This is a genomic window from Microbaculum marinum, assembly GCF_037855135.1.
GTDB classification, from domain to species: domain Bacteria; phylum Pseudomonadota; class Alphaproteobacteria; order Rhizobiales; family Tepidamorphaceae; genus Microbaculum; species Microbaculum marinum.
On the sequence record NZ_JAZHOF010000009.1, the window covers coordinates 168532 to 194739 of the forward strand.

Here is a 26208-nt window from a genome sequence, read left to right on the forward strand (position 1 = left end):
CAGGCAGGCGAAGGGCGCACATGCTTTGCCTTCGTCAATCCGGACGGCCATGGTGCCGATCCGGGATCGGAGGGCCACAGGAAGGTCAGTGGCTCTCCGATCCCGGCTCTCCACTACGTTTCGGCCGGGATGACGATGGAGAGGTTGGAACACGACGCTCACGCCTCCACCGCCCGGCCCTTCAGCGCGAACAGGCCGCGCGGGCGCTTCTGGATGAACAGGATGATGAAGACCAGCACCAGGATCTTGGCGAGAACCGCGCCGGCATAGGGCTCCAGGAACTTGTTGACGACGCCGAGCGTCATCGCGCCGACCAGCGTCCCCCACAGGTTGCCGACGCCGCCGAACACCACGACCATGAAGGAGTCGATGATGTAGCCCTGGCCGAGGTTCGGGCTGACATTGTCGATCTGGCTCAGCGCCACGCCGGCGATCCCGGCGATGCCGGAGCCGACGCCGAAGGTCAGGGCGTCGACCCACGGCGTGCGGATGCCCATCGAGCCGGCCATCGGCCGGTTCTGCGTCACCGCACGCATCCTCAGCCCGAACGACGTGCGCTTCAGCGCTATCACCAGCAGCGCGAAGACGGCAAGCGCGAACAGGACGATGACGAGGCGGTTCCAGGTGATCGACAGGCCGCCGAGCTCAAAGGCTCCGGACATCCACGACGGCGCCCCGACCTGCCGGTTGGTCGGACCGAAGATCGTGCGGACGGCCTGCTGCAGGATCAGCGACAGTCCCCAGGTCGCCAGCAGCGTCTCCAGCGGCCGGCCGTAGAGGAACCGGATAATGCCCCGCTCGATCGCCACGCCGATCGCGCCGGCGACCAGGAAGGCCAGCGGCAGCGCGATCACCACCGAGGCGTCGAACAGCCCCGGCACGTGATTGCGGATCAGGTCCTGCACGACGAAGGTCACGTAGGCGCCGATCATCACCATCTCGCCGTGCGCCATGTTGATGACGCCCATCACGCCGAAGGTGATGGCGAGCCCGATCGCCGCCAGCAGCAGCACCGAGCCGAGCGAGATGCCGTACCAGACATTCTGTATCGCGGCCCACATCGAGAGCACCTGCTCGACATGGCCGATGGCCTTCTCCGCGGCGGCCTCGACCTCGCCGTCACTGTTGGCGGCGACCGCGCGCAGCAGTCCCAGCGTTTCCTGGTCGGCGCGCGTCGAAATCGTCCCGATCGCCGCGATCCTGTCGTCGGGAGCCGCGTCCGGCGCCGACAGGACGATCGCGGCGCGGGCCTGCCCCATCGCAGCCCTGACGCCGTCGTCCGTCTCCGCGGCGATCGCCTCGTCCAGGACCGGCAGCATTTCGGGATCGGGAGAGTCGAACATCGTCCCCGCCGCCTGCAGCCGGACCGCCGGGTCCGGCGCGCGCAGTGTGAGGCCGGCGAGCGCGCCGCGGATGACGCGGCGGAGATTGTTGTTGACGCGGATCTTGTCGACGGCGGTGCGCGACTGGATGCCGGCGTCTTCACCGGTCAGCGGATCGGTCAGCCGGTAGTCGCTGCCCTCGCGCTCGGCGATGAACACCTGGCCGTCCGACTTGCGGACGTAGAGATCGCCCTCGCCGAGGATCTCCAGGATCGGCGCCACGGCCGGATCCCCCGTCGCGCCCAGCGCACCGACCGCCACCTCGGTGTCGTCGTAGCTGCCGGCGCCGAGCGCGTTCACCAGTTCCTTCAGGTTCCCCTGGTCCTGGGCCGAGGCGATACCGGCGGCCGTCGTGAGGGCCAGCAGCAAGGCGATCGACAACCGGGACAGGAGGCGGGTGAACATGGACGACATCGGCCTTGGTTCTGGAGGTCCGGTTTGGTGGTCCGAATTCGATCGGGTCTTGGGGAGGAGAAGGTCCGCCGGCCGGCCATCCCGGATCGAAGCCCGGAGCCGGCCGGCGGTTCCCCTCTGGCAGTTCAGGCGGTCACGATCCCTGGCCGCCGCACTTGCCGGTTGCGGTGTTGAAGTTTCCGCAGCTCAGCGGTGAGCGCCAGTCGGAAATCAGGTCCTTGGACCCTTCCAGGTAGTCGGACCAGGCGTCGCCCGGCACCAGGCCGGAGGTTTCCCAGACGGTCTCGAACTGGCCGTCGTCCTGGATCTCGCCGATCAGCACCGGCTTGGTGATGTGGTGGTTCGGCATCATCGCGGAGTAGCCGCCGGTCAGGTTCGGCACGGCGACGCCGATCATCGCGTCGATCACCGCGTCCGGATCGGTGGTCCCCGCCTTCTCGACCGCCTTCACCCACATGTTGAAGCCGATGTAGTGGGCTTCCATCGGATCGTTGGTGACGCGCTTGTCGTCCTTGATGAACTCCTGCCACGCGGCGATGAAGTCCTCGTTCTCGGCCGTGTCGGCGCTCATGAAGTAGTTCCAGGCCGCCAGGTGGCCGACCAGCGGAGCGGTGTCGAGACCGGCAAGCTCCTCCTCGCCGACCGAGAATGCGACGACCGGGATGTCCTCGGCCTTGACGCCCTGGTTGCCGAGTTCCTTGTAGAACGGCACGTTGGCGTCGCCATTGATGGTCGACACGACGGCCGTCTTCTTGCCGCCCGAGCCGAACGTCTTGATCTCCGACACGATCGACTGCCAATCCGAATGGCCGAATGGCGTGTAGTTGATCATGATGTCTTCCTCGGCGACGCCCTTCGACTTCAGGTACGCCTCGAGGATCTTGTTGGTGGTGCGCGGATAGACGTAGTCGGTTCCCGCCAGCACCCAGCGCTCGACGCCTTCCGTCTCCATCAGGTAGTCGACGGCCGGTATCGCCTGCTGGTTCGGCGCCGCGCCGGTGTAGAAGACGTTCTTCGACGACTCCTCGCCCTCGTACTGGACGGGATAGAACAGCAGGCCGTTCAGTTCCTCGAACACCGGCAGCACCGACTTGCGGCTCACCGAGGTCCAGCAGCCGAACACCGCGGCCACCTTGTCCTGGGTGATCAGTTCGCGGGCCTTCTCGGCGAACAGCGGCCAGTCGGAGGCGGGATCGACGACGACCGCTTCGAGCTGCTTGCCGAGCAGGCCGCCCTTCTTGTTCTGCTCGTCGATGAGCATCAGCATGACGTCTTTCAGCGTCGTCTCCGAGATCGCCATGGTCCCGGACAACGAGTGCAGGATGCCGACCTTGATGGTGTCTTCCTGTGCACTGGCGGGCGCAGCCAGGCCACCGGCCAGCATCGCGGCGCCGGCGAGGGCGCCAAGCCAGTATTTCGTCTTGCCTTGCATGGATACTTCCCCGTCTGTAAGGCGGCCGCGGAAGGATTTCCGGGCCTCTTGTTGCGATCGGGAGGCATCTGGATTTCGGCAGCGGCCCCCCGAGCGTGCCTGCGCGATCGCAAGGATCGCCCATGCCCGGAACTATCAGCCGCAGGATGCAGCGCAGCATATACGTTGATTGACGTAGTTCTGTGAAAAACAAGCGTTTTCGGGAACCAACCGTCTGTTTTTGCTGCAATTGCACAGGGCTTTTGCACAAAAAACGAGCAGCTAAATTCCGTGCACGCAAACGACCTTCCAATAATATTGCGGGACCGGCGCCGGCTCGTTCGGCCGCGACCGGTGCCCCGGGCCGACAGGAGGGCCGGGCCGCTCAGAAGGGAAGGCCGGGACAAGGCACATGGCGGGGCTGCAGCGCATTCTTCCGGTCCGGCGCCGCTACAACCAGTGGGTCGCCAACCAGACGCTCGAGGACTATGCGCTGCGCTTCACCGCCAAGAGCGCGCGCCGCTGGTCGGCGGGACGGGTGGCCCAGACCGCCATCGGCGCGATCTCCTTCCTGGCGCTGGAGGCGATCGGCGGCGCCATCACCCTGTCCTACGGCTTCACCAACGCGGTGGCGGCGATCGGCGTCGTCTGCGTGGTGCTGCTGATCACCGGCCTGCCGATCTCCAGCTACGCGGCACGATACGGTGTCGACATCGACCTGCTCACGCGCGGCAGCGGCTTCGGCTACATCGGTTCGACGATCACCTCGCTGATCTACGCGACCTTCACCTTCATCCTGTTCGCGATCGAAGCCTCGATCATGTCCTCCGCGCTCGAGCTGTGCCTCGGGATACCGCTGTGGATCGGCTACATCGTCAGCACCGTGGTCGTGATCCCGCTTGTCACCCACGGCATCACGTGGATCAGCCGTTTCCAGATCGCCACCCAGCCGCTGTGGATCGTGCTCAACATCCTGCCGCTTGCCTTCATCCTGACGCTCGACTGGCCGTCGATCGGCGATTGGATGCGCTTCGGCGGCACCAGCGGCATCGCAGCGGGAACCGACGGCACGGCCTTCGATATCCTGCGCTTCGGCGCGGCGGCGTCGGTCATCCTGGCGCTGATGCCGCAGATCGGCGAGCAGGTGGACATCCTGCGGTTCCTGCCGGCCCGGCGCGACAGGCCGGAGCCGGCGTGGCGCGGGGCGCTGCTGGCGGGCGGCGCCGGCTGGATCATCTGGGGCGCGCCGAAGCTCCTGTTCGGCTCCTTCCTCGCCGTCCTGGCCACCGGTCACGGCGTGCCCTTCAGCCACGCGGCCGAGCCCGCCTACATGTACAACGTCGCCTTCGGCTACGTATTCGGTTCGCCCCACCTCGTGCTGGCGACGACGGCCGTCCTCGTCGTGGTATCGCAGCTCAAGATCAACGTGATGAACGCCTATGCCGGCTCGCTGGCGTGGTCGAACTTCTTCGCCCGGCTGACCCACAGCCATCCCGGCCGCGTCGTCTGGCTGATCTTCAACGTCGCCATCGCGCTCTTGCTGATGGAGCTCGGCATCTACCGGGCCCTGGAGCAGACGCTCGGCCTGTTCGCGATCGTCGCCGTCGCCTGGCTCGGCGCGATCGTCGCCGATCTCGGCATCAACAAGCCGCTCGGCCTGAGCCCGCCGGGCATCGAGTTCAAGCGCGCCCATCTCTACGACGTCAATCCTGTCGGGGTCGGCGCCATGGCGATCGCCATCGTCGCGGCGCTGGTCGCACGGATCGGACTGTTCGGACCTGCCGCCGAGGCGCTGGCGCCGTTCGTCGCGCTGGCCACCGCACTGGTCGCCGCGCCGGCCATCGCCTACGTCACGCGCGGCCGCTTCGCGCTTGCGCGCAAGCCGCGCCGGCACTGGAAGGACGAGGCCGCGATCAGCTGCGGCATCTGCGAGAACGCCTTCGAGCCGGAGGACATGGCGTTCTGCCCGGCCTACGGCTCGCCGATCTGCTCGCTGTGCTGCTCGCTCGACGCACGCTGCCACGACCTGTGCAAGCCGAAGGCACGGTTCAATGCCCAAGCGCTCGGCGCGCTCCGCACACTGCTGCCCGAACCGCTGGCGGTGCGGGCGACGCCGCGGGTCATCCAGTACATGTCCGGCATGGTGCTGTCGGTCGGCGTCATCGGCCTCGTGCTGTCGCTGATCTGGTACCAGCTCTCCTCCGTTAACCCGGCCTATGACGAGGTGATCTCCCGGGCGCTGTGGGCGGCCTTCTTCATCCTGCTGATCATCGCCGGCATCGCCACCTGGTTCGTCGTCCTGACCAACGAGAGCCGGCGCGTCGCCGAGGAGGAGTCAGGCCGCCAGAACAGGCTGCTGCTGCGCGAGATCGAGGCCCACAAGCGAACCGACGCCGCGCTGCAGAAGGCCAAGGAGGTGGCCGAGGCCGCCAACCTGGCCAAGAGCCGCTATGTCGTCGGCATGAGCCACGAACTCAGGACGCCGCTCAACGCCGTGCTCGGCTATGCCCAGCTGCTCGAGCACGACGAGAATGGATCCGCCGCAAAGCGCCAGAACGGCGTGCGGGTGATCCGCCGCAGCGCCGAACACCTGTCGGGTCTGATCGACGGCCTGCTGGACATTTCCAAGATCGAGGCCGGCCGCCTGCAAATCCAGCGCGACCAGGTGCGGATTGCCGACTTCCTCGACCAGCTCGTCGACATGTTCCGTCTGCAGGCGGAGGCAAGGTCGTTGACGTTCCGCTTCGAGTGCTCCCCGGCCCTGCCGGAGGTGGTTCGCACCGACGAGAAGCGGCTGCGCCAGATCCTGATCAATCTGCTGTCGAACGCGATCAAGTTCACCGACAGCGGCGACGTCGCGCTGAAGGTCGCCTACAAGAACCAGATCGCGACCTTCACGGTCTCCGACACCGGCATCGGCATTGCCGAGGGCGACCGCGAGACGATCTTCGAGCCGTTCCAGCGCATCAGCCGGCCGGCGGGGGCGGGAAAGGCGCCGGGGCTGGGTCTCGGCCTGACGATCACCAGGATGCTGGTCGAGCTGATGGGCGGCGAACTGACGCTGGAGAGCGAGCCGGGCCGCGGCAGCAGCTTTTCCGCCCGCCTGATGCTGACCGCCATCGACTCGCCGCAGGCCGTCGTCCGCAAGGTCGGCCGGCCGCGCGGCTATGAAGGCCCAAGGCGGACCGTCATGGTGGTCGACGACGATCCGACCCATCGCGACCTGGTCTGCGAGATCCTGCGCCCGCTCGACTTCGCCGTGCTCACCGCGGAGGACGGCGCCGGCTGCCTGTCCATGCTGGAGACCGCCGTGCCGGATCTCTTCATCCTCGACATCTCGATGCCGGGGCTGGACGGATGGGAGCTCGCGCGCCGGATACGGGCCGGAGGACATGCCCGGGCACGGATCCTGATGCTGTCGGCCAACATCGGCGACCGCCTGCCCGCCCCGACCGAGGATGCGCCGCACGACGACACGATGGCAAAGCCGTTCAACCTCCAGCAGCTGCTCGACCGGATCCAGGCCCTGCTCGGCATCGTCTGGATCGAGACCGAACCGGTCCCGCAGCCTGCGCCGCCGTCGCTCGACGAAATCAGGAGCCCGGGCGCCGAGCATGTCGCCGAACTGCACCGGCTGGGCTCGATCGGCTACGTCCGGGGCATCGAGGCCAAGCTCGAGGCGCTGGAGTCCGTCGACGCGAACCGTCCCTTCGTCGCCGAGATGCGCCGCCTGGTCCGCAATTTCGACTTCCGCCGCTACATGGCAGTCCTCGAGGCGATCGGCCATGACGACTGATCCGTCGAGGGAGCGCGACATCGTTCTGGTGGTGGACGATTCCCCGGACACCCTCAGCCTGCTCACCGACGCGCTCGAACGCTCCGGGGCGACCGTGCTGGTGGCGATCGACGGGCAGTCGACCCTCTCTCTCGTCCAGCGGATCACGCCGGACATCATCCTGCTCGACGCCGTCATGCCGGAAATGGACGGCTTCGAGGTGTGCCGCCGCCTCAAGACGATCGCTTCGGTGTCCCACGTCCCCGTCATCTTCATGACCGGCCTGACGGAGACCGAGCACATCGTCCAGGGGCTCGAGGCCGGCGGCGTCGACTACGTCACCAAGCCGATCGTCCCCGACGAGATCCTCGCCCGCATCCGCGTCCATCTTGCCAATGCCCGTGCCGCCCAGGCCGCCCGCACCGCCCTCGACACCGCCGGCAGGTATCTCCTTGCCGTGTCGCGGGCCGGCGACATTCGCTGGAGCACGCCGCAGGCCGTGCGGCTCCTGCAGTCGATCGACCCGGAGGGCGGCGGGCATGTGCTGCCGGAACCGGTCCGCACCTGGCTGGCCGCCAACGCCGACGCCGCCGACGGCAGGCAGGCGCCGGGCCTCGTTGCGGAGGATGGAACGCAGCTGCTGCTCACCTTCCTCGGCAGGACCGGCGACGACGAATACCTGTTCCGGCTGACCGGCGACGCCGGTCCGGATGCCGCCGGGCTGCTGCGCGCCCACTACGGGCTGACGGTGCGCGAGGCCGAGGTGCTGCTGTGGATCGGCCGCGGCAAGTCGAACCGCGACATCGGCGAGATCCTCGGCCTCAGCCCGCGCACGGTGAACAAGCACCTGGAGCAGATCTACACCAAGCTCGGGGTGGAGAACCGCGCCTCGGCCGCCGTCTTGGCGATCCGGGTCGTCGACGGGCTGTAGACGGCTCGCAGAAGCCTCAGGCCGGCATCCGTTCGAACGCCGGCAGCGCCGGATCGAGGCTGTCCCAGTCGTGGCCCCGCACGGCATAGGTGACTGCCTGCGGCGCGAACTGTGCGGGATCGTCGAGACTCGTCGCGGCGACCGCGATCAAGTCCGGCATCGCCGCGAAGGTCAGGTAGACCGGCACCCCGCAGGTCGGGCAGAAGGCGTGGATCTTGTCGTTGCCGCTGTCGGCCGCGACCCGCCAGGTCTTCGCCTCCCCCGTGATTTTCATCTCCGCGCGCTGCGGAAAGGTCAGGTACGACCCGTGCCCCGTGCCGCTGCGTCTCTGGCAGTCGCGGCACTGGCAGTGGTTCTGGAAGATCGGTTCGCTGGTCGTCTCGTAGCGGATGGCGCCGCAGGCGCAGCCGCCGGAATAGGTCACGGTCATCGCAGGTCTCCCCTTGGGGGTGTCACAATTGAGGATCCAGGACTCAGGCCGCCTTGGGCTTGGCGAAGACGTCGAGCGCGTCTCCGGTTTCCAGGAACGATTTCAGGCTGGAGAGGACGGCCGGCCAGCCCTTGCTGATGCCGTTCGCCATTCCGCTGCCGGCTTCGAGTTCGTCATGGGTGACGGTCAGCCGGACCATGTCCTCGTATTCGACGACCTCGAACGTCACGCGGCTGTAGGCGTCCCGGTCCTCGGCCTGCGAGGCGTTCGCCCAGGTGATGACCAGCCGGTCCGGCGGCGACACCTCGACCACCTCTCCGACCAGTTCGACGGTGCGCTGGTCGTTGGCGCGGACATGCTGCCACTTCGAGCCCTGCCGCCAGTCCGAAACGTTCTCGTGGCCCCAGTAGCGTCGGGCGATCTCCGGCCTGGTGATCGCCTCGTAGACCTTCTCCGGCGTCGAGCGGATATAGGTCACGTAGACGAAGCTGGTCTTTTCCTTGCTCATTCCCGATCTCCTTCGAGTTCCGTCTTGAGGTCGTGCAGCAGGCTCAGCCGCTGACGTTCGAATTTCCGCACCCACCGCTCGTAGACCTCGTGGAGCGGCACGGGATTGATGAAATGCAGCTTCTCCCGGCCGCGCCGGACCGTGCTGACCAGGTTCGCCTCTTCCAGTATCCCCAGGTGCTGCGTGGCCGACTGCCGGGCCATCTCGAGATTCTCGCAGAGCTGGCCGAGCGTTTGCCCGTTCTTCTCGCAGAGGCGGTCCAGCAGCTTCCTCCGGGTCGGATCGGCAAGGGCCTTGAAAACCTTGTCGGCATGCATCGCTGTCATTCCATTTGCAGATCTAATATGCAGGTAAATACCTGCATGTCAAGGCGCGGCATGCCGTGCGGCGGAGCGCGGCGCCGCCGCCGCTCCGCCGTCCCCCCTCGGCCCGTTGCCGAAGGTCAGCCTGCGCTTGGATGTGGATCGCTGTCGGGATCGCCCTCGATGGCCGCCAGCGCTTCTTCTTCCCTGGCCAGCCGTTCCTGGGTGCCTGACCGGTCGGTCGCCAGGAAGGTGTAGATCACCGGCAGAACGAACAGGGTGAACAGCGTGCCGATGAGCAGGCCGGCGACGATCACCACGGCAATCGAGAAGCGGCTCGCCGCGCCGGCCCCCGAGGCGAACAGCAGCGGCAGCAGGCCGGCCACCATCGCCGCCGTCGTCATCAGGATCGGCCGCAGCCTGAGTTCGGCCGCATGCAGAACCGCTTCCGCCCGCGACACGTTGAACTTTTCCTGCTGTTCGCGGGCGACCTCGCAGATCAGGATGCCGTGCTTGGTGATCAGGCCGATCAGCGTCACCAGCCCTATCTGGCTGTAGATGTTCATCGACGAGAGTCCGAGCGACAGCGGGATCAGCGCCCCGACGATCGACAGCGGCACCGAAACGAGGATCACCAGCGGATCGCGCAGGCTCTCGTACTGGGCGGCGAGCACCAGATAGATGACCACCAGCGCGAACACGAACACCAGGTACAGCGCGCTGCCTTCCTGGATGAACTGTCGGGACGTTCCCGCATAGTCGACCGAGAATCCCGCCGGCAGCACGCGCGCCGCCTCTTCCTGGAGGAAGGTCAGGGCTTCGCCGGCGGTCAGCCCGATCATCGGCACCGCGTTGATGGTGATGGCGTTGAGCTGGTTGAAGCGGTTGAGGCTGATCGGCATCACCGCCTGCTCGATCTCGACCAGGCTCGACAGCGGGATCATGTCGCCGCTCGCGGCCTTCACGTAGTAGGTCCCCAGCTGCTCCGGCACGAGCCGGTCGGACCGGGGCACCTGCGGGATGACCTGGTAGGAACGTCCGCCCAGGTTGATCAGGTTGACGTAGTTGCCGCCGGTCATCACCGCCAGCGTCGCCCCGATGTCGCGCATGGTGACGCCGATCGAACCCGCCTTGTCGCGATCGACCCGGATGATGGTCTGCGGCGTGTCGAACTTGAGATCGGTGTCCATGTACAGGAACTTGCCGCTGTTCTGCGCGGCCTCGACGATCTGGTCGGTCACCTGGACGAGTTGCTCGTAATCGGCGGTCGTCTGGACGACGAAGGAGATCGGAAAGCCGCCGCCGGATGTTGGCAGCGGTGGCGGCGAGAATACCGACCCCTTGATGCCGGGAATCTTGTCCAGGTTCGCCTGGATGAGCGGCTGCAGTGCCCCGGCGGACCGCTCGCGCTGGCTCCAGGGCACGAAGGTGCCGATGCCGATGGCCGAACTCGCCGTGAAGCCGTCGAACCCGGTGATCGTGAAGGCGAGCTCCGTCTCCGGCAGGTCGGAAAACGCCTGGGCGACGTCGTCGGCGAACAGGTTCATGTAGTCGATATTGGCGTAGCTCGGACCGTTGTAGATCGTGAACAGCACCCCCTGGTCCTCGTCCGGCGCGAGCGCGTTCTGGATCGAGGGATAGAGAAGGCCGATCATCCCGAACACGATGAGCGCGAAGACGACCGTCGTCGGACGGTCCTTAAGCGACGCCCCGAGCGCCCGGCCATAGCCCCTCTGCAGGCGGCCGAAGACCCGGTCGACCCGGGCCGCGAAGCCGCTCTGGGCGCTGTGCTTCAGCACCTTGGAGCACATCATCGGCGACAGCGTGAGCGCGACCACGCCCGACACCACCACGGCACCGGCAAGCGTCAGCGCGAACTCCCGGAACAGCGTCCCCGTCAGGCCTCCCGTCAACGCGATGGGGGCGTAGACCGCGGCCAGCGTGATCGTCATCGAGATCACCGGCGTCGCGATCTCGCGGGTCCCCTTGATCGCCGCCTGGAAGGGCGTCAGGCCCTCCTCGATGTGTCGATGGATGTTTTCCAGTACGACGATCGCGTCGTCGACGACGAGGCCGATTGCCAGCACCATCGCCAGCAGCGTCAGCAGGTTGATCGAGAAACCCAGCGCATAGAGCGCCGTCATGACGCCGATCAGCGACAGCGGGATCGTCACCATCGGGATCAGCGTCGCCCGCACCGACCCGAGGAACAGGAATATGACCACGATGACGATCAGCGCGGCCTCGCCGACCGTCTTCACCACCTCGATGATCGACTCCTGGATGAACTCCGTCGCGTCGTAGACGATTTCCAGGTCGAGGCCTTCCGGCAGATTGTTCTGCAGGCGCGGCAGCGCTTCGCGCACGGCATTGATGACCGTGATCTCGTTGGCGTCGGACGCCACCTTGATGCCGAGGAAGACGGCCGACTTGCCGCCGACGACGACGGCGGAGTCGGTGCTCTGCGAGCCGAGTTCGATCTTCGCCACGTCGCCGAGCCGGACGATGTCGGTGCCGGTGTTGCGCACCACCAGTGACTGGAACTCCTCGACCGACGTCGCATCCGTTTCCGCACGGTTGGTGACGATGTTGTAGTAGCCCTTCGTTGCTCCGGCGGCGGACGAATAGTTGTTCGCCTGAAGGGCCGCGACGACCTCGGCGGCAGAGAGACCGAACTGCGCGAGCTTCGTCGGGTCCAGCCAGACGCGCATCGCGAACGTACGGTTGCCGAGGATCTCCGGATTGGCGACGCCGGGCACGACGGACAGTTCGGGCTGAACGACCTGCGTCAGGTACTCGGTGATCTGCTCCTCGTTCAGGACCTCGGAGGTGAAGGCGACGTACATCGAGGCGAAGGTACTGCCGGTCGCCTTCACGAGAACCGGGTCGTTGATGTCGGAGGGCAGCTGCGCGCGGACCTGGTTCACCTTCGCGGTGACGTCCGTCATCGCCGCGTTGGCGTCGTAGTTCAGGCGCACGAACACCTGGATGATGCTGACGCCCTGCGTGCTCTTGGACGTCAGGTAGTCGATGCCGTCCGCCGTCGCCACGGCCTTCTCGATCGGCTGCGTGACGAAGCCCTGCATGAGGTCCGAATCGGCGCCCGGATAGGTCGTGGTGATGGTGATGACGGTATTCTGCATTTCCGGGTACTGGCGCACCTGGAGGCTGAACACCGACTGCAGCCCCATGACGAAGAGCAGCAGGCTGACGACGACCGCGAGAACGGGCCGTCGGATAAAGATGTCGAACATCGTCTGTCTCCGCCGGCCTCAGTAGTTCTGGTCCGTCACGGCCGGCTTGTCGAGTTCGCCCGCCGATGCGTCGATCTGCATTCCCGGGGACAGCTTGAGCTGGCCGGAAGTGACCACCGTCTCGCCGGCGGAAACGCCGGACAGGATGACCACGTTGCCGTCGCGCCGATCGCCAGCCTCGACGACGACCCGCTTGACGGTCGGGTATTCGGCGTCTTCCGCCTTGGGCTCGACCACGTAGACGAAGTCGCCGTACAGGTTGAAGCTGATCGCCGATTCCGGGATCACCACCACGTCGCGCTTGTCGGCGAGGTTGACCTCCACCGACACGAACATGCCCGGCCGCAATACGCCGTCGGGGTTGGGCAGGCTGCCCTCGACGCGGATCAGCCCGGTGGCGGGATCGGCCCGTGGCTCCAGCGAGGTGATTTCGCCGGTGAACTCGGTGCCCGGGACCGCGTCGCTGGTGACCCGGATCTGCCGGCCGGGCACCACCTCGCGCACGTCCCGCTGGCCCACCGAGAATTCGACCCGCATGGTCTTCAGATCCTGCAGGTTCACGATCGGCGAGCCGGGCTGCAGGTATTCGCCGAGGTCCACCTGCCGGATGCCGACCCGCCCCTCGAACGGGGCCGTGATCGTCTTCTTGGCGATTTCCGCGTCGAGCGAGGCGACCCGCGCCTTCGCCGCCTGCATGGCGAACAGGTTCTCGTCGATCCGCGCCTGGGAGACGACCGAGCCCTCCTTCAGCGAACTGACGCGCTTGTAGTTGGCTTCGGCAAGCTGTTCTTCCGCGGCGATCGCGTCGCGGTTCGCCTGCTGTATCTCGGAGTCGAGGACGACCAGGGTCTGGCCGGCCTTCACCTCCTGACCGGACTCGAACATGATCTTCTGCACCTGCCCGGCGATCGCCGTCGTCACGTCGACGCCGTTGATCGCGCGCAGCGTGCCGACCGCGGGAACCGTCGTGTCCCACGTCTCCGATGTCGCCTCGGAGGTCGTGACCGAGATCACCGGCTTCGGCATGTTGGCGAAGTACTCGGCGATCTTCATGTTCTTGAACTGGATGAAGCCGTACACGCCGCCGAACACGACGCCTGCGCCGACCAGCATCACCAGCATTCTTTTCCAACGCATGGAAGGTCCTCTGTGCCCGCTCTTCGCGGATCGTCGTCTTGATCTGGAAGGAAGGAGTTACTGCGCCAGGGGGAAATCCGGATCGGCCGGGCGCTCGCACCTGCCGGAACCGGCGGACCGGATCAACCCTGCCATGTGCGATTCGAGCTCCCTGCGCTCGGTCTCGGGAAAGGGAGAAATATCCAGCAGTTCGAAGAAGTCCAGACCGCCCAGAGCCAGCCACAGCAACGTGGCGAGCATCGGATCGGTGGAATTGGCGCGGATCGCCTCCAGCGCCTCGCGGGTCTCCTCGCGCAGCGGCGACAGCAGCGCCGGATTCTCCGCGAGCCCCGCCATCAGCGCCAGGCCGACGCTGCGCTCGGGGCATGCCGCCCTGCGGGCCTCGATCAGCGCGGCGATGGCCGTGTTCGGCGCACCGGCGCTCTCAGCCTGGACTTCGTCGAACCGGCGCCGATGCCGGTCAACCGTGTTGAGGATCATGCCCTCGATGAGCGACTGCTTGGTGGGAAAGTTGTAGAGCAGGCCGCCCTTGCTCAGGCCGGCTTCCTGCGCCACGGAGTCGAGTGTCAGCCGCGCCGGTCCGTCGCGCACGACGACCCTTTCGGCCGCCTCGAGGATCAGCTCCTTCGAGGCGGCATTGCGAATCCGCTTGCGACCTGCCATCTGCGCACCACTGCAATACCGTCCGGACGGTACAAATAACGGCGGTGCTGCACTGCGTCAATGGCATTGCAGCGCATCATTGCAGTTTGGCTATATCAGGCGGACAAGGCGATCGCCTGAGTCACTTCCGGCGCCCCGCGCAGCTGCCGCTTGACCGCCGTGCTGGCCACGACCTCGCCCTTGTTCGCGAACGCCTCGTGGTTGCGCTCGATCGTCTTGGGGTCGTACAGGTAGTTGACCATCAGCCCGTACGATTCGCCGAGCCCCTTCGGCGAGGGATCGCCGAGGAAGTCGAGCTGTTCGAGGCGGGCGCCGTTGCCGAGATGGAACCGCGCCACCGGATCCGGCGGGGTACCGCGATCCGTCCTGGCCTGCAGGTAATACTGCGCCGCCAGCCGCAGCAGCACCGGGCGGGCCCGCTCGGCGGTGGCGGGATCGCCGGCCCAGGCGGCGTCCTCCAGCGTGGCCAGCACCTCGCGGTCGCCCGCACGAAGCGTTCCCGCGGCCTCGTCGGCGACCTGCCTTTCCACCCATTTGCGGAAGGTCGGCGCCGGCGACAGCGTCACGAACGTCTTCAGCGAGGGGAATGCCCGCGCCAGTTCCTCGACGACCTGCTTGATCAGGAAATTGCCGAAGGAGATGCCCCTCAGGCCCTTCTGGCAGTTGGAGATCGAGTAGAACACCGCAGTCGTCGCCTGGGCCGGGTCGATCGGGTGGTGATCCTCGGCGAGGATCGGTCCGATCGCCTCGGGAATCGCGGCCGTCAGCGCGACCTCGACGAAGATCAGCGGCTCGTCGACCAGGGCGGGATGGAAGAAGGCGAAGAGCCGGCGGTCCGGCGGATCGATGCGCCGGCGCAGGTCGTCCCAGCCGTTGATCTCGTGCACCGCCTCGTAGCGGATGATCTTCTCCAGCGTCGATGCCGGCATCGACCAGTCGATCCGCCGCAGCACCAGGAAGCCCCGGTTGAACCACGACGACAGCAGGTGCGAGAAGTCGGCGTCGACGGGCCGGAAGTCGGGATGGTCGGGAAGCCGGTCGAGCAGGTCCTCGCGCATCGCCACCAGCGCCGCGGTGCCGCCGGGCGCCCGGTTCAGCCGCCGGATCAGCTCCTGCCGCCGCGGCTCGGAGGCCTGGTGCAGCCGCAGCGCCGTCGCCTCGCCCGGCTCCTTCAGATAGGCCTCCGCGGCGGCGGCGAGCGCCTCGGGATCGGGCCCGAACTCGCTCGCCAGCGCCCGGAAGAACGCCGTGCGCCCGGCCGAATCGAGCGTCGCGTAGTTGTCGAACAGGTCGCGCGCCAGCGCGATCCCCGTCGCCTCGCCACGTCCCGACAGCAGGTCGTTGGCGAGCCCCGCCAGGTTCTGGCCGGAGGGACGCCGATCGCGGCCGCGCTCGACGATGCCGCGGCCGCGGTCGACGATGGTGGAAAGCAGGTCGTTGAAGAAATAGGAGGTCATCGAGGCCCTTCTGGAGACAATCGGTGCGACACGCTCGTCGGCATCACAGGATGCAGAAACGGCGCCCGACGGCAACTCCCTGATGATCGCCGATGCCGTGGTCATATTGTCAGGATCCCCGCGAAGTCGACCGGTCCGCCCGTGCGGTCCGGCACGCTGCCGTGGCCGGCAGTGTCACAGAGAACTGTGAAGCCTCGATATCGGTTCCGGCCGGCAACGGGGCGACAATAGAATCCGCTTCACACAATCGCGGGAAAATGAAATCACGCCGGAAGGATGCGGGCGTGATGATCCGGCAGCCCGCGCACGACAGGAGAGAACGATGAAGACCGCAGCGGAAAAGGGAGCCGCGTTCCGCGACCTGCATGGCGGGTCGCAACCCTTCGTCATGGCCAACGTCTGGGACGTCGGCACGGCGCGGCTGTTTGCCGGCCTCGGCTACAAGGCCCTCGCCACCACGTCGGCCGGCTTCGCCTACCTGACCGGCCGGCGCGACGGCGAGGGCGACATCGGCGCGGAAGAGGCGATCGGGCACGCGCGCCTCGTCGCCGAGGCGACCGACCTGCCCGTCAACGGCGATCTGGAGAACGGCTATTCGGATGCGCCCGAGGGCGTCGCCGAGACCGTCGGCATGGCGGCCGAGGCGGGGCTCGCCGGCTGCTCCATCGAGGACACCCATCCGGGCGGCGACGGTTATTATCCCTTCGATCTCGCCGTCGCACGCATCGAGGCCGCCGCCGAGGCCGCCCGCAACGCGGCGCACCCGTTCACCCTGACGGCGCGGGCCGACGGCCTGATCGCCGGCCACTACGACCTCGACGAGGCGATACGCCGCCTGCAGGCCTTCGAGGCGGCCGGCGCCGACGTGCTGTACGCGCCGTTCCTGAAGAGCCTCGACGACATCGCCCGCGTCTGCAGGTCGGTCGGCAAGCCCGTCAACCATCTCGGCGGCCTCGGCGTGCCGGGCGAGACGGTGGCGTCGCTGGGCGAAGCCGGCGTCAGCCGCATCAGCCTCGGCGGCTCGACGACGAGGGTCGCGCTCGGCGCGCTCTACCGGGCGGCCAGGGCCCTCGCCGACGACGGCAGCTTCGAGGGCCTCACCTCGGCCTCGAGCTGGAAGCCGATACTCGAGGCCATCGATTCGGGGACCCCGCGCTGACGGTCGATCTACCCGCCAGGAAAGGACAGCGGCCGTCAACCGGGTCGCAATCGGCCGGCCCCCTCCGACAGGGCGATCCGCCGGCGCTTCAACATCCTGCTGGCGGAGGGCTCCGCCGCGGCCCGAGCCCTCCTGCGAACCGCGGCACGCCATGGATACCGCGCGGCCTCCGCACACGGCGGTCGACAGGGCCCGCCACTCCCGCTTCAATGCCGCCGGTGAACGGCCCCGCCACGGGGCTGCCGACAGGAGCCTGCCATGCCCCGCCGCATCGTCGACCTTTCGGTCGCGCTTGAAGCCGACATCGCCTCCGACCCGCCCGCCATGCTGCCGAGGATCGACTACCTAGACCACAGGCAGACGGCGCCGCAGGTCGCGGCCTTCTTCCCCGGCCTGAGCGTCGACCAGCTTCCCAACGGCGAGGGCTGGGCGATCGAGCAGCTCACCATCGCCACCCACAACGGCACCCACCTCGACGCGCCGTATCATTTCGCCTCGACCATGGACGGCGGCAGTCGGGCGATCACCATCGACGAAGTGCCGCTGGAGTGGTGCTTCAACCCCGGCGTCAAGCTCGATTTCCGGCACTTCGAGGACGGCTACGTCGCGACCGCGGCCGACGTCGAGGCGGAGCTCGCCCGCATCGGCCACGACCTTCAGCCGCTCGACATCGTGCTGGTCAACACCTCCGCCGGCGCGGCCTACGGTTCGCCGGATTACCTGTCCAAAGGCTGCGGCATGGGCCGCGAGGCGACGCTTTATCTGCTCGAGAGGAGGGTGCGGGTCACCGGCACCGACGCCTGGAGCTGGGACGCGCCGTTCGTCCACACGGCCCGCCGCTTCGCCGAGACCGGCGACCCCTCGATCATCTGGGAAGGCCACCGGGCCGGCATCGACATCGGCTATTGCCACATCGAGAAGCTCGCCAACCTGGAGAGCCTGCCGGCCAGCGGCTTCACCGTTTCCTGCTTCCCCTTCAAGATCAGGGCGGCCTCGGCCGGCTTCACCCGCGCCGTGGCGATCTTCGAGGAGGACGGCTGACCGGGGTCGATCCGGTCAGTTCATTGCGCACAGCGTTTCGCCGCCGGTTGATTCGCAGCAGGTCCACTTGCTGTAGACGCCCGAGCAGTCGTCGGGCGGCTCCGAGATCCGGTAGCACAGCTTGTCGGTCGTGAAGGTCCGGCGCCAGTTGAACTGCAGGTCGCCGAAGTTCTCCGTCGGGCCCTCCGGGGCGTACGGCCCGATCGCCACCTGGACCTCGCAGACGTTCGGTCCGGCGTTGTTCTCGAGGATTATCGTTGCTGCGACGGCAGGTACCGATACGGCGGCCATGACCCCCGTCAGCGCGGCAACGGCAATTTGCGACCCCAAACGCATCGTAGCTTTCTCCCACACGACTGTTTCGTCCGTTCGGTAGCAGTCTTGCGCCGATCGGACGGCTAATCCAGCAAAGATTTTACTCCGCTGCTGAATGCCGGTACCTGAGCGCGGTCCGGCGTCGATTCCGGCGCCCGCCACGCCTCTCCCGCCGCCGCGCGCTTGCGGCCCACCCAGCCTTGGAGCATGCTACTGGTATGATGACTAAACGTGCGCCCTCACGGCGGCTGAAACTCGCGGATCAGGTCCAGGAGCAGTTGCTCGCGCTGATCCGCAGCGGCGAGTTCGCCCCCGGCGACCCGCTGCCGTCGGAGCGCGAACTGATGCAGGCTTTCGGCGTCGGACGGCCGGCGGTACGCGAGGGGATGCAGGCCCTGCAGGGGATGGGACTGCTGGAGATCCGGCACGGCGGCAGGGCGCGCGTCGCAGAACCCTCCATCGGCCGCATGGTCGACCAGATGGGCGAGACCATGCGCCACCTGCTCACCCATTCGCCGGCGAGCATGGAGCACCTGAAGGAGGCGCGCGCCACCTTCGAGATGGAAATGGCCCGCAACGCCGCGCGAAAGCGTTCCGACAGCGATCTGGCTAGGCTTGTCCGGGTGGTCGAGATCCAGGAGGAGGCGCGCACCGACGCCCAGAGGTTCCTCGAGTTCGACGGGCAGTTCCATCGCGAGGTGGCGGCGATCAGCGGCAATCCGATCTTCGCCGCCCTGTCGGACGCGATCTTCGGCTGGCTGGCGCATTTCCACATCGATCTCGTCCGGGTGCCCGGCCGCGAGCAGCTCACTCTCGACGAGCACCGGCAGATCATCGCCGCGATCGAGGCCCGCGATGCCGAACAGGCGGCGCGTGCGATGCTCGACCACCTCAATCGCGCCAACGGCCTCTACCACCGCTCGCACTCCGCCGACCGCGGGGCGCTGGAGGCCGGGACCTGAGGCGACGGCGACGGCCGCACCGGCAGTGCCGCACGACCGCGACGGGGTTGCAGACTGCGCGCCGCGCTGTGCTTCCGCCGTTCCCTTGCGACACCCCCGCAAGTGGTATAATCTGATCAAATTATAGCGGCGCCGGACCTTAATGTGCGCCGAAGAGGGAGAACGTCGGGGATGTCGAATCAGACGATGCGGGCGATGGCCCGCACGCGGTCGCTCAAGGTCGGCCACTTCATCGTGGAATTCGCCACGCCGGGCATCGGCTACATTCTCAGGAACGCCGGCTGCGACTTCGTCCTGTTCGACACCGAACATTCAGGCTTTCACAACGAAACCATCAAGTCCGCGCTGCGCTACTTCGAGGCCGCCTCGCTGCCGGCCATCGTCCGCGTCCCCTCCAAGGAATACCACCACATCGCCCGGGCGCTCGACATGGGCGCGGAAGGCCTGATGGTGCCGATGGTCAACGACGCGGCCGAGGCGCGCGCCATCCTCGACTGCATGAAATACACGCCGGCCGGCAAGCGCGGCGTCGCCCTCGGCGTCGCCCACGACAAGTACGCGACCGGCGCCGTCCTCGACAAGCTCGCCGCGGCGAACGAGCGCTCGACGCTGTTTGCCCAGATCGAGACGGCCGAAGGCGTCGAGAACGTCGAGGAAATAGCCGCGACCGACGGTGTCGACTGCCTCTGGGTCGGACATTTCGATCTGTCCGCCTCGCTCGGCATCCCCGGCCAGTTCGAGCACCGGAAATTCAAGGACGCGATCGCGCGGACCATCGCCGCCGGCCGCAGCCACGGCAAGGCGGTGGGCCGCCTGGTGCCGGACACGAAGTCCGGCATCGACCTGTTCAGTGAAGGCTTCGACTTCATCTGCTACTCCGGCGACGTCTGGGTGCTGCAGACGGCGCTGACCGCTGCTGTCGGGGAGATCCGCGCCGGCTGCGGGCGCGGATCGGCGGGATCGAAGCGCGCCGCGCGAGGGAAGGCTGTCCGAGGGAAGGCAAGCCCGAAGAAGGCGGGCCCGAAGCAGGTGGCTGCGAGGACGGGGGCTGCGAAGACGGCTGCGACCTCCGCGAAATCGGCGAAGCCGAAGAAGCCCGCGGCGAAGCGAGCCCGGTCCGGCGGCGGGAAGAAGGCCGGGTAGGAGGCGGGTCATGGACAGGTTCCGCATCGCCCTGTCGGGAGACTTTCGCAAGAGCGACGGCAGCCCGACCTATCCGAGTTTCGATCTGACTCCGCTCACCTCCGACCCGGCCATCGAGGTCGTCTGGGTCGACGCCGTCGACGGCACGATCCCCGCCTCGGGCCTGGAAGGCTGTCACGCGCTGATCCTGCTGGTGCCGAAGTTCACCCGCGACTCCATCCCGGCCGGCAACACGCTAGCCGCCGTCGCACGCTTCGGGGTCGGCTACGACAATGTCGATGTCGCCGCGTGCACCGACAACGGCATCGCCGTCATCATCACGCCCGACGGCGTGCGCCGTCCCGTAGCCGTCTCGGTGATCACCTACATCCTGGCGCTGTCGCAGAAGCTGCTGATCAAGGACAGGCTGTGCCGCGAGGGCCCGCCGGGCTGGGGCCGGCGGGCCGACCACATGGGCGTCGGACTGGTCGGCAAGACCCTCGGCCAGCTCGGCATGGGCAACATCGGCGCCGAGGTGTTCCGGATGGCGGCGCCGTTCGGCATGACGCCGATCGCCCACGATCCCTATGCCGACGCCGCGCTGGCGCGCGAACTCGGCGTCGAGCTGGTCTCCGAGGAGGAGATCTTCCGGCGCTCCGACTTCCTCTCCGTTTCGATCCCGCTGTCGGAGGCGACGCATCACTTCGTCAACGCGGAACGGCTGAAGTGGATGAAGCCGACGGCCTACCTGATCAACACCGCGCGCGGACCCGTCGTCGACCAGCGCGCCCTGTATTCGGCGCTCGTCGAGGGGACGATCGCCGGCGCCGGCCTCGACGTGTTCGAGGTCGAGCCCTGCCCGGCCGACGAACCGCTGCTCGGGCTCGACAACGTCATCGTCACCCCGCACTCGCTGTGCTGGACCGACGAATGCTTCGCCGGCAACGGCGCTGCCGACGTCGCGGCGGTAAAGGCCCTGATGAAGGGCCAGGTGCCGCGCGGCATCGTCAACCGGACCGTCACCGACGATCCCGGCTGGACGGCGAAGCTGGAGGATTTCGGGAGGCGCTACGGCTAGCGGAAGACGCCGGGCGCCGGGAGGTGGCGCGACCAGGTTCAAGTCCGATCAGAACAGAACATTCGGGCAATCCAAGGGAGGTAATACATGAACGATCGAGAAAGACGGGATTTCGAGGCCGGTCTCGCCCGGGAGGTCGATTCCTGGCTGAGAGGAGAGCCGACGCGCCGCGACTTCATCAAGCGGTTCGGACAGGCAACCGGCATGCTGGCGCTGTCGGGAGCGGTGCTTCCACCGTTCGCCAGGTCGGCCCTGGCACAGTCGAAGATGCAGCTGGAGGATCCGAACACGCCGCTCGGCAAGGCCCAGGCCGCCGCGCTGAAGGCCTCCACCGAGGGCCCGACCGACGGGTCGGCCTACCGTGCCGTTGAGGCTGCCAAGCAGTACAGCGGCGTCAACCTGAACATGACCTATGAAGCCGGCCTGCAGGCCCTCGACCCGCGCAACTTCTCGGGGCCCCTGTGGCAGGACCTGACCGGCATCAAGTCGACGGTGGTCGAACTGCCGCCGCCGGACATGTACTCCAAGCCGATCTCCGAGCATATCGCCGGATCGAGCGCCTACGACGTCCTCGACCTGCAGCCGCAGTGGACGCCGGCGCTCGCCGACGGCGGGGTGATAGCGCCCCTCGACGACTATATCGCCAAGTACATGAACATGGCGGATCTCGAGGACTACCACCCGCTCTACAAGGCGCTGCCCACCTACAAGGGCAAGATCTGGGGCTTCTTCGACGACGGCGACATGTTCGCCCTCTACTACCGCAAGGACATCTTCGAGGACCCGAAGCTCAACGAGGCCTACCAGGCCAAGTTCAACAAGAAGCTCGAGGTGCCGAAGACCTGGGAGGACTACGCCCAGGTCGCCCAGTTCATCACCGACCAGATGGCGCCGAATGTCTACGGGGCCGGGCATTTCCGCAAGGCCGCCTCGCCCGGCAACCAGTTCGACTTCATGCAGCAGTTCCGCGCCAACGGCGGCCGGTTCTTCGACGAGAACATGAAGGCCGATCTCGCCAACGAGATCGGCGTCAGGACGCTGGAGAACATGAAGGCCGCCAACGCCGCCTCGATTCCCGGCAACAACGAACTCGACGCGGTGTCGCTGTGGGCCGCGTGGCTGCAGGGCAAGATCGCCATGATGTACTCGTGGCCGCCCACCGGGCGCATGAGTGCCGGCTACTCGCAGTCGGACAAGGCGATCAGCTTCATTCCGCAGTCCTCGATCGCCGGAAAGGTCGGCTACGCGATCGTCCCTGGCGGCCATCCGGAGCACGCGTTCGGGTTCAACAAGGCGCTCGCCGCCGATTCCGAGAATCCGGAAGCCGCCTACCTGTTCATGCAGTGGGCCTGCTCGCCCCCGGTGTCGCTGGCGCGCTGCATGCTTCCCTACGCGCTGCGCGACCCGTACCGGATCTCGCACTTCAAGTCCGAACTGTACGGTGAGCTCTTCCCGAGCGCGCCGGAGTACCTGGCGAACCTCAACAACTCCGCCAATGTCGGCCTGCTCGATCCGATCATGCCCGGCGCCCAGGACTATCAGCTCTCGCTCGACCGCATGGCCACTTCGGTGTGGGCGGGCGCCGACCCGATGGAGGCGCTGAAGACCGCGGAAGCGGAGTGGAACGCCACCACCGAGAACCTCGGGGTCGACTCGCAGAAGGCGTTCTACGAGGAATTCCTCAAGCTGCCGGGCGCGACCCCGGACAACACGGTCGAGAAGCTCGGCATGGCCGTCCAGCTGTAGAACCGGTCTTGAGGCCCCCGCCCCGTCGGGCGGGGGCCCGCCGATCCTCCCTCACCCAGACCGCTCACGGGGAAGCCGCGCCGACATGGGCGACGCCGCCTTCGCAGACAATCCGACTCCCGTCTCCCGGCGCCGGCTGCCGTCGGCGGCGCGCAGCGACCGGCGTTTCAAGTGGCTGCTCGTCACGCCGGCGATTCTCGTCATCCTGGCCATATCGATCTACCCGCTCGTGTTCTCGATCTGGGTCCTGTTCGTCAACTACGACTTCCAGATTCCCGGCCACGCCTACGTCGGCCTGAAGAACTTCAGGCAGGTCATCTTCGACCCCGTCGCACGCTACTCGCTGCTGGTCACCGTCTGCCTCACGGCGACCAACGTCCTGATAGAATTCCTGCTCGGGCTCGCCATCGCCCTGGCGATGACGAAGACGTTCCGCGGGCGCGGGATCATCATATCGATCATCATCGTGCCCCTGTTCATCAGCCCGGTGATCGTCGGCCAGGCCTGGGCGCTGCTGCTGCAACGGCCGTTCGGACCGACCAACTACCTGCTTGGCCAGCTTCTCGGCCAGGAGGTGACGATCAGCTGGCTGACCCAGTGGCCGTGGAATTTCGTGGCGCTGGTGCTTGCCGACGTCTGGCAGTGGACGCCCTTCATGTTCGTCATCCTGCTGGCGGGTCTGACCGCCATTCCGCCGCACGTCTACGAGGCAGCCGAACTCGACGGCGTCGGAACCTGGCAGACGTTCTGGCACATCACGATGCCCTATCTCGCGCCGATGATCGCGCTTGCCGTCACCTTCCGGCTGCTCGATTCCATCCGGCTCTTCGACACCATCTTCATCATGACCGGGGGCGGTCCGGGGACGCAGACCTATACGGTCTCCTACTACCTCTACACGATCGGATTCACGCAGTTCCATCTGTCGCGGGCAACGGCCGGCGCATGGATATTCCTGATCCTGACGCTGATCGTGGTGGTGTTCCTGGTGCGGCGCCTGCTGAAACAGGAAGAGTCATGACGGCCACGGTTTCCGCAGGTCCCGCGCCGCGCCGCCGACGTCGGGGACGTCGCCTGCCGATCGGGCGCATTCTGCTGCTGGGCATCTACCTGATGTTCATCCTGGCGCCGCTCTACTGGGTGCTCATCACGTCGATCAAGCCGAGCGACGACTATCTCGCGGTGCCGCCGGTCTGGTTCCCGGACGCGCCGACGATCGTGCACTACACGGCGGCGCTGTTCGCCTATCGCGGTCTGCAGGGACTGATCAACAGCCTCATCATCTCCATATCCGCCACCGCACTGTCGTGCCTGATCGGCACCCTGATGGCCTACAGCCTGGCACGGTTCCGGACGGGGGGAATGCACCTGTCGTTCTGGGTGCTGTCGCAGCGCTTCCTGCCGCCGATCGCCATCATCCTGCCGCTGTTCCTGAACTACCGGCTGGTCGGCCTTCAGGACACCCATGTCGGCATGATCCTCGCCTACACGATGTTCACGCTGCCGGTCACGGTGTGGATGATGTACGCCTATTTCCGGCAGATGCCGCGGTCGCTGGAGGACGCCGCCCTGGTCGACGGCTGCACGCGCTGGCAGGCGTTGTGGACGGTCGCCATTCCGCTCGCCGTGCCGGGCATCGTCGCGGCCGCCATCTTCACCTTCATCGCCTGCTGGACCGAGTTCTTCTTCGCGCTGGTGCTGACCAGCCGCGACGCCTTCACGCTGCCGACCGTCTTCCGCGCCTTCCTCAGCTTCCAGGGCGCCCAGTACGGGGAGGCGAGCGCGCTGGCGATCGTCTCGCTGGGGCCCTCGATCATCCTCGGCGTGCTTGTGCAGAAGCATCTCGTGCGCGGGCTGACGCTCGGCGCCATACGCGGATGAGGGAGGACGGAGTGTCGGACATCGGAAGGGGCCCGCAATGGCGGATGTGAAGATCACCGGGTTGCACAAGCGCTATTCGGGCGGAGTCCATGCGGTGCGCGGCGTCGACCTGGCGATCCCGGACGGCCAGTTCACCGTCCTGGTCGGCCCCTCGGGCTGTGGCAAGAGCACCTTGCTGCGCACGATCGCGGGGCTCGAGGAAGCCGACGAGGGAACCATCGAGATCGGTGGCGAGGTCGTCAACGACTACCGGCCGCGCGACCGCGACGTGGCGATGGTGTTCCAGGACTACGCGCTCTATCCGCACATGGTGGTCGCCAAGAACATCGGTTTCGGCTTGCGGGCCAGGAAGCTGCCGCCCGAACAGATCAAGGCGCGGGTGGCCGAGGCCGCCGAGATGCTCGGCATCACCGGCCTGCTCGACCGCTACCCGCGCCAGCTCTCCGGCGGCCAGCGCCAGCGCGTCGCCATCGGCCGGGCGATCGTGCGCGATCCCAAGCTGTTCCTGTTCGACGAGCCGCTGTCCAATCTCGACGCCCAGCTGCGCGACGAGATGCGCACCGAGATCAAGCGGCTGCATCAGGAGATCGGCACCACGATGATCTACGTCACCCACGACCAGATCGAGGCGATGACGCTCGCCGACCGGATCGTGCTGATGCGCGACGGCGTGATCGAGCAGCAGGGCGCGCCGCTCGAGCTCTTCGAGCGGCCGGCGACGCGGTTCGTCGCGGGCTTCCTCGGCTCGCCGCAGATGAACTTCGTCGAGAGCAGGATCGAGCGGGCAGACGGCAGGCTGGCGCTCGTCTTCGACGAAGGCCGCAGCCTGCCGCTCGACCCGGCGCGCGCCTCGGCCTTCGAGCCCTGGGCCGGGCGTCCGGTGACGCTCGGCGTCAGGCCGGAGCACATCAGCCGTCCGGCCGACGGCACCGCCCGCAAGCCCTCCGACCAGCCGATCGACGTGCTGATCGATCTCGTTCAGCCGACCGGCACGCGGACCTATGCCGAGTTCAAGCTCAACGGCACCGAGGTCACGGTCGAGCTGCCCTCGCACACCGTCGAGAAGCCCGGCACGACGATCGAGCTGGTGGTCGACATGAGCCGGGTGATCCTGATCGATCCCGAGACTCGGGACGTCATACCGGGATGAAGACTGGAACCGGCCGCCGAGCGGCACGCCGCCGGCCCGCGGCCCGGACGCAGCGCGGCGAATTCCGGGGCCGGTTCTGACGGACACAAG

21 protein-coding genes are annotated in these 26208 nt (G+C 67.1%); 11 read left to right on the forward strand and 10 right to left on the reverse strand.

Translation table 11 applies throughout. From position 1 onward, the window contains the following. Nucleotides 1-158 precede the first annotated feature (158 nt). Together urtB and urtA are read right to left on the reverse strand one after the other, a co-directional pair. The gene (urtB, locus tag V3328_RS20870) at nt 159-1787 is read right to left on the reverse strand and encodes an urea ABC transporter permease subunit UrtB (RefSeq protein ID WP_340331648.1); all 1629 of its coding nucleotides are present in this window, start codon (nt 1785-1787) and stop codon (nt 159-161) included. 142 nt (nt 1788-1929) lie between these two features. Next, complete coding sequence (urtA, locus tag V3328_RS20875) at nt 1930-3228, reverse strand: urea ABC transporter substrate-binding protein (protein WP_378759112.1); 1299 nt, start codon at nt 3226-3228, stop codon at nt 1930-1932. Nucleotides 3229-3619: 391 nt separating this feature from the next. On the opposite strand from urtA, the gene V3328_RS20880 reads away from it, so the two are divergent. Then, nucleotides 3620-7003 (forward strand): hybrid sensor histidine kinase/response regulator, encoded by a 3384-nt coding sequence (locus V3328_RS20880; RefSeq protein ID WP_340331649.1) that lies wholly within the window; start codon nt 3620-3622, stop codon nt 7001-7003. Further along, on the forward strand, nt 6993-7913 hold the full coding sequence (locus V3328_RS20885) for a response regulator (protein WP_340331650.1): 921 nt from the start codon (nt 6993-6995) through the stop codon (nt 7911-7913). The genes V3328_RS20880 and V3328_RS20885 overlap by 11 nt, the downstream gene beginning before the upstream one ends. 16 nt (nt 7914-7929) lie before the next feature. Here V3328_RS20885 and V3328_RS20890 read toward each other — a convergent pair whose 3' ends face one another. The 7 genes from V3328_RS20890 to V3328_RS20920 all read right to left on the reverse strand — a co-directional run bounded on the left by V3328_RS20890 (nt 7930) and on the right by V3328_RS20920 (nt 15664). After that, nucleotides 7930-8343 carry a GFA family protein gene (locus tag V3328_RS20890; protein ID WP_340331651.1) on the reverse strand — a complete coding sequence of 138 codons (414 nt, stop codon included), beginning with the start codon at nt 8341-8343 and terminating at the stop codon, nt 7930-7932. A gap of 43 nt (nt 8344-8386) precedes the next feature. Further along, nucleotides 8387-8851, reverse strand: coding sequence for an SRPBCC family protein (locus V3328_RS20895; RefSeq protein ID WP_340331652.1), 465 nt, complete (start codon nt 8849-8851; stop codon nt 8387-8389). Continuing rightward, nucleotides 8848-9168 carry an ArsR/SmtB family transcription factor gene (locus V3328_RS20900; protein ID WP_340331653.1) on the reverse strand — a complete coding sequence of 107 codons (321 nt, stop codon included), beginning with the start codon at nt 9166-9168 and terminating at the stop codon, nt 8848-8850. The genes V3328_RS20895 and V3328_RS20900 overlap by 4 nt, the downstream gene beginning before the upstream one ends. Before the next feature lie 125 nt (nt 9169-9293). After that, nucleotides 9294-12407, reverse strand: coding sequence for an efflux RND transporter permease subunit (locus tag V3328_RS20905; RefSeq protein ID WP_340331654.1), 3114 nt, complete (start codon nt 12405-12407; stop codon nt 9294-9296). 18 nt (nt 12408-12425) lie between these two features. Beyond that, a complete protein-coding gene (locus V3328_RS20910; protein WP_340331655.1) occupies nt 12426-13544 on the reverse strand; it encodes an efflux RND transporter periplasmic adaptor subunit in 1119 nt (372 codons plus the stop codon). Nucleotides 13545-13601: 57 nt separating this feature from the next. Further along, nucleotides 13602-14207 carry a TetR/AcrR family transcriptional regulator gene (locus tag V3328_RS20915; RefSeq protein ID WP_340331656.1) on the reverse strand — a complete coding sequence of 202 codons (606 nt, stop codon included), beginning with the start codon at nt 14205-14207 and terminating at the stop codon, nt 13602-13604. A gap of 95 nt (nt 14208-14302) precedes the next feature. Next, the gene (locus V3328_RS20920; protein WP_340331657.1) at nt 14303-15664 is read right to left on the reverse strand and encodes a malonyl-CoA decarboxylase; all 1362 of its coding nucleotides are present in this window, start codon (nt 15662-15664) and stop codon (nt 14303-14305) included. A 322-nt stretch (nt 15665-15986) separates the two neighbouring features. Here V3328_RS20920 and V3328_RS20925 point away from each other — a divergent pair, with 322 nt between their 5' ends. Together V3328_RS20925 and V3328_RS20930 are read left to right on the forward strand one after the other, a co-directional pair. After that, entirely contained in the window at nt 15987-16823 is an 837-nt protein-coding gene (locus tag V3328_RS20925) for an isocitrate lyase/PEP mutase family protein (protein ID WP_340331658.1), read from the forward strand. A gap of 258 nt (nt 16824-17081) precedes the next feature. Next, on the forward strand, nt 17082-17864 hold the full coding sequence (locus V3328_RS20930) for a cyclase family protein (protein WP_340331659.1): 783 nt from the start codon (nt 17082-17084) through the stop codon (nt 17862-17864). Between the two features lie 15 nt (nt 17865-17879). Here V3328_RS20930 and V3328_RS20935 read toward each other — a convergent pair whose 3' ends face one another. Next, complete coding sequence (locus V3328_RS20935; RefSeq protein WP_340331660.1) at nt 17880-18200, reverse strand: hypothetical protein; 321 nt, start codon at nt 18198-18200, stop codon at nt 17880-17882. 197 nt (nt 18201-18397) lie between these two features. Here V3328_RS20935 and nanR point away from each other — a divergent pair, with 197 nt between their 5' ends. From nanR to V3328_RS20970, 7 genes are all read left to right on the forward strand, one after another. Beyond that, nucleotides 18398-19141 carry a transcriptional regulator NanR gene (nanR, locus tag V3328_RS20940; RefSeq protein ID WP_340331661.1) on the forward strand — a complete coding sequence of 248 codons (744 nt, stop codon included), beginning with the start codon at nt 18398-18400 and terminating at the stop codon, nt 19139-19141. A 171-nt stretch (nt 19142-19312) separates the two neighbouring features. Beyond that, complete coding sequence (locus tag V3328_RS20945) at nt 19313-20284, forward strand: HpcH/HpaI aldolase family protein (RefSeq protein ID WP_340331662.1); 972 nt, start codon at nt 19313-19315, stop codon at nt 20282-20284. Between the two features lie 10 nt (nt 20285-20294). Beyond that, a complete protein-coding gene (locus V3328_RS20950; RefSeq protein ID WP_340331663.1) occupies nt 20295-21341 on the forward strand; it encodes an NAD(P)-dependent oxidoreductase in 1047 nt (348 codons plus the stop codon). Nucleotides 21342-21428: 87 nt separating this feature from the next. Further along, nucleotides 21429-23087 carry an extracellular solute-binding protein gene (locus tag V3328_RS20955; RefSeq protein WP_340331664.1) on the forward strand — a complete coding sequence of 553 codons (1659 nt, stop codon included), beginning with the start codon at nt 21429-21431 and terminating at the stop codon, nt 23085-23087. Nucleotides 23088-23172: 85 nt separating this feature from the next. Continuing rightward, nucleotides 23173-24108 (forward strand): carbohydrate ABC transporter permease, encoded by a 936-nt coding sequence (locus tag V3328_RS20960; RefSeq protein ID WP_340331665.1) that lies wholly within the window; start codon nt 23173-23175, stop codon nt 24106-24108. Further along, a complete protein-coding gene (locus V3328_RS20965; protein WP_340331666.1) occupies nt 24105-24968 on the forward strand; it encodes a carbohydrate ABC transporter permease in 864 nt (287 codons plus the stop codon). The genes V3328_RS20960 and V3328_RS20965 overlap by 4 nt, the downstream gene beginning before the upstream one ends. Nucleotides 24969-25005: 37 nt before the next feature. Further along, nucleotides 25006-26118: an ABC transporter ATP-binding protein gene (locus tag V3328_RS20970; protein ID WP_340331667.1), complete on the forward strand. Its 1113-nt coding sequence runs from the start codon at nt 25006-25008 to the stop codon at nt 26116-26118. The last annotated feature ends 90 nt before the right edge of the window (nt 26119-26208 follow it).

Excerpts from the sequence above, each read along its gene's own strand:
- urtB (WP_340331648.1), bottom strand. The coding sequence starts at position 1,787 with ATGTTCACCCGCCTCCTGTCCCGGTTGTCGATCGCCTTGCTGCTGGCC.
- V3328_RS20915 (WP_340331656.1), bottom strand. The coding sequence starts at position 14,207 with ATGGCAGGTCGCAAGCGGATTCGCAATGCCGCCTCGAAGGAGCTGATC.
- urtA (WP_378759112.1), bottom strand. The coding sequence starts at position 3,228 with ATGCAAGGCAAGACGAAATACTGGCTTGGCGCCCTCGCCGGCGCCGCG.
- V3328_RS20955 (WP_340331664.1), top strand. The coding sequence starts at position 21,429 with ATGAACGATCGAGAAAGACGGGATTTCGAGGCCGGTCTCGCCCGGGAG.
- V3328_RS20885 (WP_340331650.1), top strand. The coding sequence starts at position 6,993 with ATGACGACTGATCCGTCGAGGGAGCGCGACATCGTTCTGGTGGTGGAC.
- V3328_RS20890 (WP_340331651.1), bottom strand. The coding sequence starts at position 8,343 with ATGACCGTGACCTATTCCGGCGGCTGCGCCTGCGGCGCCATCCGCTAC.
- V3328_RS20910 (WP_340331655.1), bottom strand. The coding sequence starts at position 13,544 with ATGCGTTGGAAAAGAATGCTGGTGATGCTGGTCGGCGCAGGCGTCGTG.
- V3328_RS20930 (WP_340331659.1), top strand. The coding sequence starts at position 17,082 with ATGCCCCGCCGCATCGTCGACCTTTCGGTCGCGCTTGAAGCCGACATC.
- V3328_RS20960 (WP_340331665.1), top strand. The coding sequence starts at position 23,173 with ATGGGCGACGCCGCCTTCGCAGACAATCCGACTCCCGTCTCCCGGCGC.
- V3328_RS20965 (WP_340331666.1), top strand. The coding sequence starts at position 24,105 with ATGACGGCCACGGTTTCCGCAGGTCCCGCGCCGCGCCGCCGACGTCGG.
- V3328_RS20905 (WP_340331654.1), bottom strand. The coding sequence starts at position 12,407 with ATGTTCGACATCTTTATCCGACGGCCCGTTCTCGCGGTCGTCGTCAGC.
- V3328_RS20945 (WP_340331662.1), top strand. The coding sequence starts at position 19,313 with ATGTCGAATCAGACGATGCGGGCGATGGCCCGCACGCGGTCGCTCAAG.
- V3328_RS20970 (WP_340331667.1), top strand. The coding sequence starts at position 25,006 with ATGGCGGATGTGAAGATCACCGGGTTGCACAAGCGCTATTCGGGCGGA.
- V3328_RS20895 (WP_340331652.1), bottom strand. The coding sequence starts at position 8,851 with ATGAGCAAGGAAAAGACCAGCTTCGTCTACGTGACCTATATCCGCTCG.
- V3328_RS20935 (WP_340331660.1), bottom strand. The coding sequence starts at position 18,200 with ATGCGTTTGGGGTCGCAAATTGCCGTTGCCGCGCTGACGGGGGTCATG.
- V3328_RS20880 (WP_340331649.1), top strand. The coding sequence starts at position 3,620 with ATGGCGGGGCTGCAGCGCATTCTTCCGGTCCGGCGCCGCTACAACCAG.
- V3328_RS20925 (WP_340331658.1), top strand. The coding sequence starts at position 15,987 with ATGAAGACCGCAGCGGAAAAGGGAGCCGCGTTCCGCGACCTGCATGGC.
- V3328_RS20950 (WP_340331663.1), top strand. The coding sequence starts at position 20,295 with ATGGACAGGTTCCGCATCGCCCTGTCGGGAGACTTTCGCAAGAGCGAC.
- V3328_RS20900 (WP_340331653.1), bottom strand. The coding sequence starts at position 9,168 with ATGCATGCCGACAAGGTTTTCAAGGCCCTTGCCGATCCGACCCGGAGG.
- V3328_RS20920 (WP_340331657.1), bottom strand. The coding sequence starts at position 15,664 with ATGACCTCCTATTTCTTCAACGACCTGCTTTCCACCATCGTCGACCGC.
- nanR (WP_340331661.1), top strand. The coding sequence starts at position 18,398 with ATGATGACTAAACGTGCGCCCTCACGGCGGCTGAAACTCGCGGATCAG.